This is a genomic window from Microbacterium fluvii (genome assembly GCF_025515205.1).
GTDB lineage: Bacteria > Actinomycetota > Actinomycetes > Actinomycetales > Microbacteriaceae > Microbacterium > Microbacterium fluvii.
This window is the reverse complement of sequence record NZ_JAOPFX010000001.1, coordinates 1,281,819-1,294,555: the sequence shown is the minus strand read 5'-3', so window position 1 is coordinate 1,294,555 and position 12,737 is coordinate 1,281,819. Positions and strand designations below refer to the sequence as shown.

Annotated in this window: 12 protein-coding genes and 1 tRNA gene; 9 read left to right on the top strand and 4 right to left on the bottom strand. The window is 69.4% G+C overall.

The features are described 5' to 3' along the window. The first annotated feature begins 19 nt into the window (after positions 1–19). Complete coding sequence (locus OAW74_RS05965; protein ID WP_262873396.1) at positions 20–2,086, top strand: PTS fructose transporter subunit IIABC; 2,067 nt, start codon at positions 20–22, stop codon at positions 2,084–2,086. Between the two features lie 16 nt (positions 2,087–2,102). Continuing rightward, the gene (locus tag OAW74_RS05960) at positions 2,103–2,372 is read left to right on the top strand and encodes an HPr family phosphocarrier protein (RefSeq protein ID WP_262873395.1); all 270 of its coding nucleotides are present in this window, start codon (positions 2,103–2,105) and stop codon (positions 2,370–2,372) included. A 70-nt stretch (positions 2,373–2,442) separates the two neighbouring features. Here the strand turns inward: OAW74_RS05960 and OAW74_RS05955 are convergent, their stop codons facing one another. From OAW74_RS05955 to OAW74_RS05940, 4 genes are all read right to left on the bottom strand, one after another. Next, the gene (locus tag OAW74_RS05955; protein WP_262873394.1) at positions 2,443–3,081 is read right to left on the bottom strand and encodes an MBL fold metallo-hydrolase; all 639 of its coding nucleotides are present in this window, start codon (positions 3,079–3,081) and stop codon (positions 2,443–2,445) included. A gap of 87 nt (positions 3,082–3,168) precedes the next feature. Then, positions 3,169–3,241 (bottom strand) — tRNA-Glu (locus OAW74_RS05950). Positions 3,242–3,295: 54 nt separating this feature from the next. Continuing rightward, positions 3,296–4,381, bottom strand: coding sequence for a DUF4349 domain-containing protein (locus OAW74_RS05945; protein ID WP_262873393.1), 1,086 nt, complete (start codon positions 4,379–4,381; stop codon positions 3,296–3,298). Then, complete coding sequence (locus OAW74_RS05940; protein ID WP_262873392.1) at positions 4,378–4,929, bottom strand: RNA polymerase sigma factor; 552 nt, start codon at positions 4,927–4,929, stop codon at positions 4,378–4,380. The genes OAW74_RS05945 and OAW74_RS05940 overlap by 4 nt, the downstream gene beginning before the upstream one ends. Positions 4,930–5,201: 272 nt before the next feature. Between OAW74_RS05940 and OAW74_RS05935 the strand changes: the two genes are divergently transcribed. The 7 genes from OAW74_RS05935 (at position 5,202) to OAW74_RS05905 (ending at position 12,734) form a co-directional block, all read left to right on the top strand. After that, complete coding sequence (locus OAW74_RS05935) at positions 5,202–6,215, top strand: TerC family protein (RefSeq protein ID WP_262873391.1); 1,014 nt, start codon at positions 5,202–5,204, stop codon at positions 6,213–6,215. Positions 6,216–6,338: 123 nt separating this feature from the next. Then, on the top strand, positions 6,339–7,802 hold the full coding sequence (gene leuC / locus OAW74_RS05930; RefSeq protein WP_262873390.1) for a 3-isopropylmalate dehydratase large subunit: 1,464 nt from the start codon (positions 6,339–6,341) through the stop codon (positions 7,800–7,802). Continuing rightward, entirely contained in the window at positions 7,802–8,398 is a 597-nt protein-coding gene (gene leuD / locus OAW74_RS05925; protein WP_262873389.1) for a 3-isopropylmalate dehydratase small subunit, read from the top strand. The genes leuC and leuD overlap by 1 nt, the downstream gene beginning before the upstream one ends. 85 nt (positions 8,399–8,483) lie before the next feature. Then, positions 8,484–9,845 carry a UDP-N-acetylglucosamine 1-carboxyvinyltransferase gene (gene murA, locus OAW74_RS05920; protein ID WP_262873388.1) on the top strand — a complete coding sequence of 454 codons (1,362 nt, stop codon included), beginning with the start codon at positions 8,484–8,486 and terminating at the stop codon, positions 9,843–9,845. After that, on the top strand, positions 9,832–10,617 hold the full coding sequence (locus OAW74_RS05915; RefSeq protein ID WP_262873387.1) for a lysophospholipid acyltransferase family protein: 786 nt from the start codon (positions 9,832–9,834) through the stop codon (positions 10,615–10,617). The genes murA and OAW74_RS05915 overlap by 14 nt, the downstream gene beginning before the upstream one ends. Beyond that, positions 10,607–11,743, top strand: coding sequence for an NAD(P)H-dependent glycerol-3-phosphate dehydrogenase (locus OAW74_RS05910; protein ID WP_262873386.1), 1,137 nt, complete (start codon positions 10,607–10,609; stop codon positions 11,741–11,743). The genes OAW74_RS05915 and OAW74_RS05910 overlap by 11 nt, the downstream gene beginning before the upstream one ends. Further along, on the top strand, positions 11,643–12,734 hold the full coding sequence (locus OAW74_RS05905) for a D-alanine--D-alanine ligase family protein (RefSeq protein WP_262873385.1): 1,092 nt from the start codon (positions 11,643–11,645) through the stop codon (positions 12,732–12,734). Before OAW74_RS05910 ends, OAW74_RS05905 begins: the two co-directional genes overlap by 101 nt. Positions 12,735–12,737 lie beyond the last annotated feature (3 nt).

Here is a 12,737-nt window from a genome sequence, read left to right as displayed (position 1 = left end):
CACCGATCAGGAGAACACCGTGAGCGACACCATCACTCCACAGCTCGTCAGCCTCGACGTGGGCCTCGGCGATGACAAGGCAGCCGTCATCCGCGCCCTGGCCGCCCGCGTCGCCGCCCAGGGCAGGGCGACCGACGCCGACGCTCTGGCCGACGACGCCCTCGCCCGTGAAGCGAAAGACGAGACGGGCCTGCCCGGCGGCATCGCGATCCCGCACGCCAAGAGCGCCGCGGTCACCGAGGCCTCGCTCGCGTTCGCGCGACTGAGTCCAGGGGTCGACTTCGGCGCGCCCGATGGACCCGCCGATCTCGTGTTCCTCATCGCGGCGCCGGAGCACGCGGCAGAGGCGCACCTCGCGGTGCTCTCGAAGCTCGCCCGCAGCCTCATGCAGTCCGACTTCACGGGCGGACTGCGCGCGGCGACGACCGCCGACGAGGTCGTCGCGATCGTCGACGCGGCGATCGGGGGAGGGGATGCCGCAGCCACGGCCGCTCCCACGGCACCGGGGGCAGCATCCGTCGCGACGGCGGAATCGCTCACGATCGACGGCCACCCGGCCCGCATCGTCGCGGTCACCTCGTGCGCCACCGGCATCGCCCATACCTTCATGGCCGCCGACGCCCTCACTGCCGCAGGCAAGGAGGCCGGGATCGACCTCGTCGTAGAGCCGCAGGGATCCAGCGGCTACAAGCCCCTGGATCAGAGCGTCATCGACGCCGCGGATGCCGTCATCTTCGCCAACGACGTCGACGTCCGAGGCGAGGCGCGGTTCGCCGGCAAGCCCGTCGTGCGCTCGGGCGTCAAGCGCGGCATCGAGCAGCCGCGCCAGATGATCGACGAGGCGATCGCGGTCGCCAAGAACCCGTCAGGGGCTCGGGTGAGCACGACCGGCAGCGTCGCCGCCGCGACCGGGCCCACCGAGAAGCTGTCGTGGGGTGCGAACATCCAGCGGATCCTGCTCACCGGCGTCAGCTACATGATCCCGTTCGTCGCCGGCGGTGGCCTGCTCATCGCCCTCGGGTTCCTCCTGGGCGGCTACGACATCGCCCTCACGCACCCCGACGCGACGGTGAGCAACGCGGTCTACACGCTGCAGAACTATGCGATCTGGAACCTGCCGCCGGAGGGACTGATCTACTACCTCGGCGCCGTCGCCTTCCAGATCGGTGCGACGAGCATGGGCTTCCTCGTCTCCGCCCTGGCCGGCTACATCGCCTTCGCTATCGCCGACCGCCCTGGCATCGCTCCTGGCTTCGTCGCCGGCGCGATCGCCTCGTTCATGAGCGCCGGCTTCATCGGCGGCATCGTGGGCGGCCTCCTCGCCGGTGTCACCGCGTGGTGGATCGGCACCTGGAACGTGCCGCGCTGGCTCCGAGGCCTCATGCCCGTCGTGATCATCCCGCTGCTCGGCTCGATCGTCGCCTCGGGCCTCATGATCCTCGTGCTCGGCAAGCCCATCGCGACGCTCATGACGTGGCTCAACGACTGGCTGACGGCGCTGTCGAACACGTCGGGGATCATCGTGGTCGGCGTCATCCTCGGCCTCATGATGTGCTTCGACCTGGGCGGGCCGATCAACAAGGTCGCCTACTCGTTCGCGGTCGCGGGACTCGCGGCCGGCTCCCCGGAGAACCCCGCGCCCTACATGATCATGGCGGCCGTCATGTGCTCGGGCATGGTGCCCCCGCTGGCGATGGCCCTCGCGTCGACCGTGCTGGCACGGCCGCTGTTCACCCCCGTCGAGCGCGAGAACGGCAAGGCGGCATGGCTGCTGGGAGCGGCGTTCATCTCGGAGGGGGCGATCCCGTTCGCCGCGGCCGACCCGCTGCGCGTGATCCCCGCCTCCATGGTCGGCGGCGCCCTCACCGGAGGCCTCAGCATGGCCTTCGGCGTGCAGCTGCTCGCCCCGCACGGCGGCATCTTCGTGCTGTTCGCGATCAACCCGATCTGGGGTTTCCTCGTCGCACTCGCGGCAGGTACGGTCGTATCAGCCCTGCTCGTGGTGACGTTCAAGCGGTTCATCGCCCCGAAGTCGCTGCAGCAGGCCGAGGCGGACGCCGCCGCGGCCACCGCGGTCCCCGCGTGAGCACCTAAGGAGAGAAATGCCAGAACGTCAGGCCACCATCGCCAGCAGCTCCGGGCTGCACGCCCGCCCCGCGAAGCTGTTCGTCCAGGCCGTTCAGGAGAAGGGCGTGCCGGTGACCATCGCGGTCGAGGGCGGTCCGGATCTGAACGCGGGCAGCATCCTCTCCCTCATGGGGCTCGGCGCCACACAGGGCACCGTCGTCACGCTGAAGGCCGAGGGCGACGGCGCCGACCGGGCGCTCGACGAGCTCGTGACGCTGCTGGAGACCGATCTCGACGCGGAGTGAATGACGACAGACGACGGATGCCGGGGCCCGAGGGTCCCGGCATCCGTCTTTCCGTCTGAAAGCGGCCTCCTCAGAGGTCGACGCTGTCTCCCGGATCGAGCTCGAAGAACTCCCCGCCGCCCTGCTCGGTCGCCCACTTCAGGCGCGCCCGGTGCATGCCGCGGCCGATGACCGACAGCCCCATGTCGTGCGTGCCGAAGGCGCGCCGCGGCGACACCGCGAGCACGAAGTCCATCGCCTCGCCGATCTTGAGCCACGGGCCGCCCATCGGCGCTGCCAGCAGCTGCACGTCGGCGCCCTTGGGCACCGTGTACGAGTCGCCGGGGTAGTAGAACTCGTCGTTGACGAGCACGCCCACATTGTCGATGAGGGGGATCGACGAGTGGATCTCGATGTGCGTGCCGCCGAAGAAGCGCAGCGTGAACGGATCGACAGCGAGCGTGTCGCCGGGGTGCACGGCGATGATGTCGTACCCGGCCGCCGCCTTGACAACGCCCTCCGGGCCGTAGATCGGCACGCCGGGGTAGGCGGTGCGCAGGCGATCCAGATGCTCGGGCGTCCAGTGATCGGGGTGCTCGTGGGTGAGCACCACGGCGACGAGATCGCCGAGATCGAACAGCGGATCGGTGAAATTCCCCGGATCGACCACGAGGGTCTTCCCACCTTCGCGGATCGTGAGGCCGGCGTGTTCGTGTTTGGTCACTCGCATGATCCGAGTCAACCGCGCACCCGCTCGGCGGGCAACCTGCGCGCGAAACAAAAGAGCCGGCCCTGTCGGACCGGCTCTTTCTCACTGTGACCCCAGCGGGATTCGAACCCGCGTTACCGCCGTGAGAGGGCGGCGTACTAGGCCGCTATACGATGGGGCCGTGTTCTCCGGAGCTCCGGAGGCAACCGTTCAAGTATGCCACGGCCCGCGCGGCTCACAAAATCGAGCCGCCCTCGCCGTCCTCGGGCGTGCGCGAGCGAGTGCGACGGGCCCGCAGCCCGCGCCGCGCCGCCCAGACGGCGACGAGCACGACACCTGCGAGCACGATCCACGGCAGGAGGAACCCGAGGGCGACCACGATGCCGTTCAGCGTCGCGACCAGTCCGCTCCACCCGGCTGCGAACCCGTCGCCGAAGCCGGCCGGATCGGCCGTCGCCACCGCGACCTCCGGGGAGAGCGACACGGTGAGCGACGACATCGCCACCTGATCCTTCAGCAGCTTCAACTCCTGCTGGTAGCTCTCGAGGTTCGCCTGCCGGTCCGCGAGGGCGGACTCGGCCTCGATCAGGTCTCCCAGGTCGCCGGCCTGCGACATGAGCACGGTGAGCCTGTCGACCGATGCCTGTGCCGCGTCGATGCGCGCCTGCAGGTCGACGGTCTGTCCGGTGACGTCGGAACGTGTGACCTCGGACGAGGTCACCTCTCCGACGTCCGACAGCGTGCCCAGTGCGCCGGTGAGCTCGTCGGCCGGCACCCGCACCGTGATCCACCCGCCACCCTCAGACGGATACGGGCCGACGATCACCCCGTCGGCGTCGACGGGCGCCTCGCCCCCCGAGCCTCCGACGCTCATCGACTCGACGTACCCGCCGCGGTCGACCGCCTCATCGGCGATGGTCTCGGCCGCGGCCTCGACGTCGGCGACCGTGACGGCCGCGTTCGCCGTGGCGATGATCTGCCGCGCGGCCGCCTCACCCTCCTCGCCCGCCGACCCGCCGGACGTCTCGTCCACGCCCCCGGCCATGTCCTGATCGCTCTGCACGGGGGCGTCGGCCGCCGACTCCGCGCTCGACGACCCCGACGACGATCCCACCATCACCGCCGGCAGCACCGGTGCGATCACGGCGGCGATCACGATGACGCCGGCGGCGGCGCCCGCGCCGATCCAGATGCGGCGGCGACGCTGCTGCGCGGCACGGCGCTCCGAGCCGATGCGGCGGAAGATCGACATCTCCAACTCGGCCACGCGGCGATCGCTCAGCTCGGGGAGCGGCTGCTCCTCGGCGATCCGCTCGTTCATGTGCTCTCCTCAACGACGGTCCGCAGGCGCGTGCGGATGCGGGAGAGACGGTTTCTGACGACGCCGTGGGCGACCCCAAGGCGCTCGGCGGCAGCCTGGTAGGCGTAGCCCTCGGCGGCGCACAGCCGGAAGATCTCGCGATCGAGTTCGCCGAGGCCGCCGACGGCGTCGGCGATCCGTGCCGCCAGATCGTCGGCGATCACCTGCTGCTCCACGTCGACGGTCGCCGGCAGCGTGTCGTCGACCGCGTTCGCGGTGTGTTCGCGATCCCGGCGCTGCGTGCGCATGCGGTTCGCCGCCTGGAAGCGGCAGATGGTCGCCAGCCAGGGCAGCAGCGAATCGCCCGCGAGTTCGAACCCCGCGAGCTTCCGCCACGCCACCAGGAACGTCTCCTGCAGCACGTCTTCTGCATCCGACGCGTCGTGCAGCAGTCCGTGCGCGATCCAGTACACCGGCCGCGCGTAGGCGCGATACAGCTGCCGGAACGCGTGTTCGCTGCCGCCGGCGGCCCTGGTCACCAGGTCGGCGTCGTCGCGCTGATCGGGCATCGTCCTCCCAGATCCACCGATGCCGCGGCGGCGGTGCGCCGCGGAGTGCCATTGTCTCTCAGCAGGGGAGTGTCGAAGATTGCGGGTTCGTCTCGGAATGAGAAGGATGCGGCATCCCGACCCTGTAATGTTGCCTCTCGCGAGAGGGAGTATCCCGCTCTCGCGCGTCCGTCATCACGAGTCCCGTCGGTGGGTCTCCGGGCACGCGCCGCCACCGGAGACGGGGCGGGGGAGAGACTCTCGACGCTTGCCGCACCCTCCGAAAGGCGCACATGGGCTTCGAGATCCCGGTCTGGTTCGAGATCACCGCACTCGTGGTGCTCTCGCTCATCCTGCTCGCAGACCTGCTGCTCATCCTCAAGCGTCCGCACATCCCGTCGATGAAGGAGGCGACCCTGTGGGTCGTGTTCTACGTCGGGCTCGCGCTCGTGTTCGCCGTCGTGCTGCTGTGGGTCACCCAGAGCCCGCAGGCGATGGGCGAGTTCGTCGCCGGGTGGCTCACCGAATACAGCCTGTCGGTCGACAACCTGTTCGTCTTCGTGCTGATCATGAGCCAGTTCGCGGTGCCTCGGCGCTATCAGCAGGAAGTGCTCATGGTGGGCATCATCATCGCGCTCGTGCTTCGAGCGATCTTCATCATGCTGGGCGCCGCCCTCATCGAGAACTTCAGCTGGATCTTCTACATCTTCGGCGCGTTCCTGGTGTGGACCGCGTGGCGTCAGGCGTTCCCCGGCGCCCACGAAGACGAGGCGAAGGCCGAATCGGGCATCGTGCGGTTCCTGCGCCGCTTCATCGACATCAGCGACCACTACGACGGCGCGAAACTGCGCACCGTGGTCGACGGAAAGAAGATCTTCACCCCGATGATCCTCGTTTTCATCGTCATCGGCGTGACCGACCTCATCTTCGCAATCGACTCGATCCCGGCGATCTTCGGCATCACTCACAACGCGTTCATCGTCTTCACGGCGAACCTCTTCGCCCTCATGGGCCTGCGCCAGCTCTACTTCCTGCTGGGGGGCCTGCTCGACCGCCTCAAGTACCTGCACTACGGCATCGCCTTCATCCTCGGCTTCATCGGTCTGAAGCTGTTCTTCCACGCCCTCCACGTCAACGAACTGCCCTTCATCAACGGCGGCGAGCCGGTGGAGTGGGCGCCCGAGATCTCCACGTGGCTGTCGCTGGCCGTCATCATCGTCTCCATGGCGGTCGCGACCATCGCGAGTCTCGTCTCCGCGCGCCGCGAGGCGCGAGGGGCGCCGCCCGGCCTGAGCGGGCGGTGGTAGGCTCCCAGGGTGCGGATCGCTCGCCTTCTCCTTAGCGGCCGCGACGAGTCCTAGTTCCCAGGCCTCCCTCGTCGCGGAGTTCGTCGCGGGCTTGATCCTCTTCCTCAGGAGAACGACAAGGCAATGAGCACACCTGTTTCCGACACTGCTGTCATCCCCGAACGGCCGCGCACGCTGGCCGAGAAGGTCTGGGACGACCACCTCGTCGTCAAGGGCGAGAACGGCCAGCCCGACCTCATCTACATCGACCTGCACCTCGTCCACGAGGTCACGAGCCCGCAGGCCTTCGACGGTCTGCGCGCCGAGGGTCGGGCGCTCCGCCGCCTCGATCTGACGATCGCCACCGAAGACCACAACACCCCGACGCTCGACATCGACAAGCCGATCGCCGACCTCACCAGCCGCACCCAGATCGAGACCCTTCGACGCAACGCCGAGGAGTTCGGCGTGCGCATCCACTCGCTGGGCGACCGCGAGCAGGGCATCGTGCACGTCGTCGGCCCGCAGCTCGGCCTGACGATGCCCGGCATCACGGTCGTGTGCGGCGACAGCCACACGTCGACCCACGGCGCCTTCGGCGCGATGGCGTTCGGCATCGGCACCAGCGAGGTCGAGCACGTCATGGCGACCCAGACGCTGCCGCTCAAGCCTTTCAAAACCATGGCCATCACGGTCGAGGGCGACCTCCGCCCCGGCGTCACCGCGAAAGACATCATCCTGGCGATCATCGCCAAGATCGGCGCCAACGGCGGACAGGGGTACGTGCTCGAATACCGCGGCAGCGCCATCCGCTCCCTCTCGATGGAGGGGCGCATGACGATGTGCAACATGTCGATCGAGGCGGGCGCCCGCGCCGGCATGATCGCGCCGGACGAGACGACCTTCGCCTACGTCGAGGGCAAGCCGCACGCGCCCAAGGGCAAGGACTGGGACGACGCCGTCGCCTACTGGCGCACTCTGCCGTCCGACGAGGGCGCCGTCTACGACGCCGAGGTGTTCCTCGACGCGAACGAGCTCGAGCCCTTCGTGACGTGGGGCACCAACCCCGGCCAGGGCGTGTCGCTGTCGGAGGCCGTGCCCGACCCCGCGTCGTTCGCCGACCCGAACGAACGGGCCGCCGCCGAGCGCGCGCTCGAATACATGGACCTCGCCGCCGGCACACCCATGAAGGACGTGCCCGTCGACGCCGTCTTCATGGGCTCGTGCACCAACAGCCGGATCGAAGACCTGCGCGCCTTCGCCTCGGTCATCGAAGGCCGCACGAAGGCCGATGGCGTGCGGGTCATGGTCGTCCCCGGCTCCGCTCGCGTGCGCCTGGAGGCGGAGGCCGAGGGCCTCGACAAGGTGTTCATCGACTTCGGCGCCGAGTGGCGCTTCGCCGGCTGCTCGATGTGCCTGGGGATGAACCCCGACCAGCTGGCACCGGGGGAGCGCTGCGCCTCGACGTCGAACCGCAACTTCGAGGGGCGCCAGGGCAAGGGCGGACGCACCCACCTGGTCTCGCCCCTGGTCGCCGCCGCCACCGCGGTGCTCGGCCACCTCGCGAGCCCCTCTGATCTGCCCGCGCGAGAGAAGGTGGGCCTCTGATGGACAAGTTCACGACACACACCGGCATCGCGGCGCCGTTGAAGCGCTCCGCGGTCGACACCGACCAGATCATCCCGGCCGTCTACCTCAAGCGCGTCACCAAGACGGGCTTCGACGACGCCCTGTTCGCCAACTGGCGGCAGGATCCCGAGTTCGTGCTCAACCAGCCGGCCTACGCGGGTGCCAGCATCCTCGTCGCGGGCCCGGACTTCGGCACCGGCTCCAGCCGAGAGCACGCCGTGTGGGCGCTGCGCGACTACGGCTTCGCGGTCGTGCTCAGCCCTCGCTTCGCCGACATCTTCCGCGGCAACGCGGGCAAGCAGGGCCTTCTGGCCGGCGTCGTCTCCGAGGCCGACATCGAGCGGCTCTGGAGGGCGCTGGATGCTGCGCCCGGCGTCTCGATGACCGTCGACCTCGAAGCCCGCGAGGCCGTGCTCGGCGAGCTCCGGGTGCCGTTCGAGATCGACGATTACACTAGGTGGCGGCTCATCGAAGGGCTCGACGACATCGGACTCACCCTGCGTGACGAAGACAAGATCGCGCAGTTCGAGGCCCGCCGCGAGGCGTGGCGTCCACGGACGCTGCCCGTGCAGTGAGTCGGATGCTTCCCCACGACGGGAGCAGACGACGGCCCCGGCATCCCGGGACCATGAACTCAGAGAACCAAGCGAGGCCCACCGTATGAAGACACTCCTGAACGAGTCCGCAGTGTCACCGTCAGGAGGGTCAGGCGAAGTGCTCGCCGTCCGCGGCGGGCGCGCGCTGCGCGGCCGCGTCGAGGTCAAGGGCGCGAAGAACCTCGTGACCAAGGCGATGGTGGCCGCCCTTCTGGGCGAGACACCCAGCATCCTGCGCGACGTCCCTTCGATCAGCGATGTCAAGGTCGTGCGGTCGCTGCTGGAGGTGCACGGCGTCACCGTCGCCGACGGCGAGAACGAGGGCGAGCTCATCCTCGACCCGAGCGGCGCGGTCGCCGCCCACTTCGAAGAGATCGACGCCCACGCCGGGGCCTCCCGCATCCCGATCCTCTTCTGCGGGCCTCTGCTGCATCTGCTCGGCGAAGCCCTCATCCCCGACCTCGGCGGATGCCGTATCGGCGACCGTCCGATCAACTTCCACATGGATGCGCTGCGCGCCTTCGGCGCCATCGTCGACAAGAGCTACGAGGGCATCCGCATCACGGCACCGAACGGTCTGAAGGGCGCCCACATCGAGCTGCCCTACCCGAGTGTCGGCGCCACCGAGCAGGTGCTGCTGACCGCCGTGAAGGCCGAGGGCATCACGGAGCTCAAGAACGCCGCCATCGAGCCGGAGATCATGGACCTGATCGCCGTGCTGCAGAAGATGGGCGCGATCATCACCGTCGAGCCGAATCGCGTCATCTTCATCGAAGGCGTCGACACGCTGCGCGGCTACGACCACCGTGCGATCTTCGACCGCAACGAAGCGGCCTCGTGGGCGTGCGCGGCCCTGGCCACCGACGGTGAGATCTTCGTCGGCGGGGCCAAACAGCAGGACATGCTGACCTTCCTCAACGTGTTCCGCAAGGTCGGCGGCTGGTTCGACGTGCGAGAAGACGGCATCAACTTCCGCCGCGGCGGTCCGCTCACGCCCGTCACCGTCGAGACCGACGTGCACCCCGGCTTCATGACCGACTGGCAGCAGCCCCTCATCGTCGCCCTCACGCAGGCCGAGGGGGAGTCGATCGTGCACGAGACCGTGTACGAGAACCGCTTCGGGTTCACCGATGCGCTCGTGAAGATGGGTGCCGACATCGTCGTGCACCCGCACGGCCTCGACGGCGACTACCGCCGCGTCGCACAGCGCGAACTCGAGCAGGCCGCCGTCATCAACGGCCCCACGCCGCTGCACGGCGCCCGCATCGAGGTGCCCGATCTGCGTGGGGGCTACTCGCACCTGATCGCGGCGCTGACCGCCGAGGGCGAATCGGTCGTCTCGGGCGTGGGCATCCTCAGCCGCGGCTACGAGAAGCTCTTCGACAAGCTCGCCGCTCTCGGCGCGGACTTCGATGTCATCGGCTGACCGCCCTGCGCGTGAGCGCCGCCCGAAGGCCACGGCCGAGAAGACGCGACCGACCCTGTTCTGGCCTCTGGCGGCGATCGTCGTGCCCCTGGTGGGACTCATCGCCAAGATCGAGGTGCGCGGCGGCGCGCATCTTCCTCGGACGGGCGCCTACGTGCTGGCGCCCAACCACGCCACCGAGATCGACCCGCTGATCGTCGCCGTCGCGGTGTGGCGGCTGGGCCGTGCACCGCGGTTCATGGCCAAAGAGAGCCTCTTCCGCGTGCCGGTGCTGGGCTGGGCGCTGCGGGCGACCGGCATGATCCCCGTCGCCCGCGCGGCTTCCGCCGCCGCGGCGCGTCAGACGATGCAGAGCGCGGCAGACCTCGTCGAGCACGGCCGCGGCGTGATCGTGTACCCCGAGGGCTCGCTCACCCGCGACCCCGACCTGTGGCCGATGCGCGGCAAGACCGGCGCCGTGCGGCTCGCCCTCGCGGGCGGCATCCCGGTCGTGCCGATGGCGCACTGGGGCGCGCAGGACATCCTGCCGCGCTACGGCAAGCTCAGCCTGTGGCCGCTGCGTCGCCGCGTGCGCGTGCTCGTGGGCCCGCCGGTCGACCTGTCGGAGTTCGCCGGCCGCGAGACCGAGGCCGCCGCCCTGACGGCCGCGACCGACAAGGTGATGGCCGCCATCAGCGGCCTGGTCGCCGAACTGCGCGCGGAGCCGGCCCCCGCCGTGCGGTGGGACCCCTCCGCCCACGGCCAGAAGGAGACGGGTCGCCTTGAGTCCTAGACGGGATGCCGACCGGCCCCGCGTCGCGGTGATCGGCGCGGGCAGCTGGGGCACGACCTTCGGCAAAGTGCTCGCCGACGGCGGCGCCCACGTGACGATGTGGGCGCGCCGCCCCGAGACCGCGCTCGAGATCCACGAGGCCAAGCGCAACAGCGAATACCTTCCCGGGGTCAATCTGCCCCGCGAGATGTACGCGACTCATCACCTCTCCGAGGCGCTCGACGGCGCCGATCAGGTGTACATCGCCATCTCCAGCCAGGCCGCGCGGCAGAACCTCAAGGCGATCAGGCCACTGCTCGCAGGCTCGAACGCCCCCGTCGTCTCGTTGATGAAGGGCGTCGAGAAGGCGAGCGGCCTGCGCATGAGCCAGGTCATCGAGCAGGAGCTCGCCTGCGACCCCGATCGCATCGCCGTCGCCTCCGGCCCCAACCTCGCCCTCGAGATCGCCCGCGAGCAGCCGACGGCCGCCGTCATCTCGTCGACGAGTCAGGAGACGGCCGATGCCGTCGCGCGGCGCGCCCGCAACAAGTACTTCCGCACGTTCGTCAACACCGACGTCATCGGCACCGAGTTCGGCGGAGTGCTCAAGAATCTCATCGCCGTCGCGATCGGCATCGTCGACGGCGTCGGCTACGGCGAGAACACGAAGGCCTCCATCATCACGCGGGGTCTCGTCGAGATGACGGATTTCGCGGTCGCACAGGGCGCGCAGCCCGAGACCCTGCAGGGTCTCGCCGGCCTCGGCGACCTCATCGCGACCTGCCAGTCCCCGCTCAGCCGCAACAACACGGCGGGGCGTCTGCTGGGCCAGGGCTACAGCTTCCAGGACGTGGTCAAGCAGATGAACCAGACCGCGGAGGGACTGGCCTCGGTGGCGCCCGTGCTGCAGCTGGCACGCGCCGCGGGCGTGCAGATGCCGATCGTGGAGCAGGTCAAGCGCGTGCTCGACGGCACGATGGACCCGCGGGAGATCGCCCCGCACCTGACGACCGACGACGACGACCCCCAAGGGGAGAGGACGCAGCATGGATCAGCCGGCGGTGGTGGTGCTCTTCGGAGGTCGCTCCAGCGAGCACTCGATCAGTTCCGCCACGGCGGGCGGAGTGCTCCACGCGATCGATCGTGACCGCTACCGGGTGATCCCGGTCGGACTCACCCGAGCGGGCGTCTTCGTGCTCGAAGACGACGACCCCGACAAGTTCGCCCTCGTCGCCGATCGGCTGCCCGAAGTCGTCGACAACGGCACCCGCATCGTGTGGCCCGAGCCGGGAGCGGAGCGGATGCTGCGCGTGCGCCGCGCCGACGGCACCGTCGACGATCTCGGCGTCGTCGACGTCGTGCTGCCGATCCTGCACGGCACCCACGGCGAGGACGGCACGATCCAGGGCTTCTTCGACACGCTCGAGCTGCCCTATGCCGGCGGCGGGGTGCTCGATTCCGCGCTGTGCATGGACAAGCACTTCATGAAGATCGTGCTGCAGGCAGCCGGAATCCCGGTCTCGCCCTGGGTGACGGTCACCGCCGAGCGCTGGCGCGACGACGAGCGCGGCGTACGCGCCGACATCGAGGAGCTCGGCTATCCGGCGTTCGTGAAGCCCGCCAGGGCCGGATCCAGCGTGGGCGTGTCGAAGGCGCACACGGCCGACGAGCTCGACGACGCACTGGCGATGGCGTTCGCGGAGGACCGCAAGGTGCTCGTCGAGACGGCGATCAGCGGCCGCGAGGTCGAAGTGGCGATCCTGCAGGGCCGCGAGGGCGGAGCCTCCCGTGCCTCCCTGCCCGGTGAGATCGTGCTCACGACGAGGGAGTTCTACGACTTCGAGGGCAAGTACCTGGGCGGCGACGGCGCCGACGTCGTGTGCCCCGCCGACCTCGACGCCGACCAGATCGCCGCGATCCAGGATCTCGGGGTGCGCGCGTTCGATGCCGTCGAGGGTCGAGGACTCGCCCGCGTGGACTTTTTCCTCACGGCCGACGGCCTGGTCGTCAACGAGCTGAACACGATGCCGGGGTTCACGCCCATCTCGATGTTCCCCAAGTGCTGGATCGCCTCGGGCATGACCTACGCCGAGCTGATCTCCGAGCTGATCGACATGGCGTTGGAGCCCGCCGCCTGACGG

Excerpts from the sequence above, each read along its gene's own strand:
- OAW74_RS05960 (WP_262873395.1), top strand. The coding sequence starts at position 2,103 with ATGCCAGAACGTCAGGCCACCATCGCCAGCAGCTCCGGGCTGCACGCC.
- OAW74_RS05940 (WP_262873392.1), bottom strand. The coding sequence starts at position 4,929 with ATGCCCGATCAGCGCGACGACGCCGACCTGGTGACCAGGGCCGCCGGC.
- OAW74_RS05955 (WP_262873394.1), bottom strand. The coding sequence starts at position 3,081 with ATGCGAGTGACCAAACACGAACACGCCGGCCTCACGATCCGCGAAGGT.
- OAW74_RS05905 (WP_262873385.1), top strand. The coding sequence starts at position 11,643 with ATGGATCAGCCGGCGGTGGTGGTGCTCTTCGGAGGTCGCTCCAGCGAG.
- leuD (WP_262873389.1), top strand. The coding sequence starts at position 7,802 with ATGGACAAGTTCACGACACACACCGGCATCGCGGCGCCGTTGAAGCGC.
- OAW74_RS05945 (WP_262873393.1), bottom strand. The coding sequence starts at position 4,381 with ATGAACGAGCGGATCGCCGAGGAGCAGCCGCTCCCCGAGCTGAGCGAT.
- OAW74_RS05935 (WP_262873391.1), top strand. The coding sequence starts at position 5,202 with ATGGGCTTCGAGATCCCGGTCTGGTTCGAGATCACCGCACTCGTGGTG.
- OAW74_RS05915 (WP_262873387.1), top strand. The coding sequence starts at position 9,832 with ATGTCATCGGCTGACCGCCCTGCGCGTGAGCGCCGCCCGAAGGCCACG.
- leuC (WP_262873390.1), top strand. The coding sequence starts at position 6,339 with ATGAGCACACCTGTTTCCGACACTGCTGTCATCCCCGAACGGCCGCGC.
- murA (WP_262873388.1), top strand. The coding sequence starts at position 8,484 with ATGAAGACACTCCTGAACGAGTCCGCAGTGTCACCGTCAGGAGGGTCA.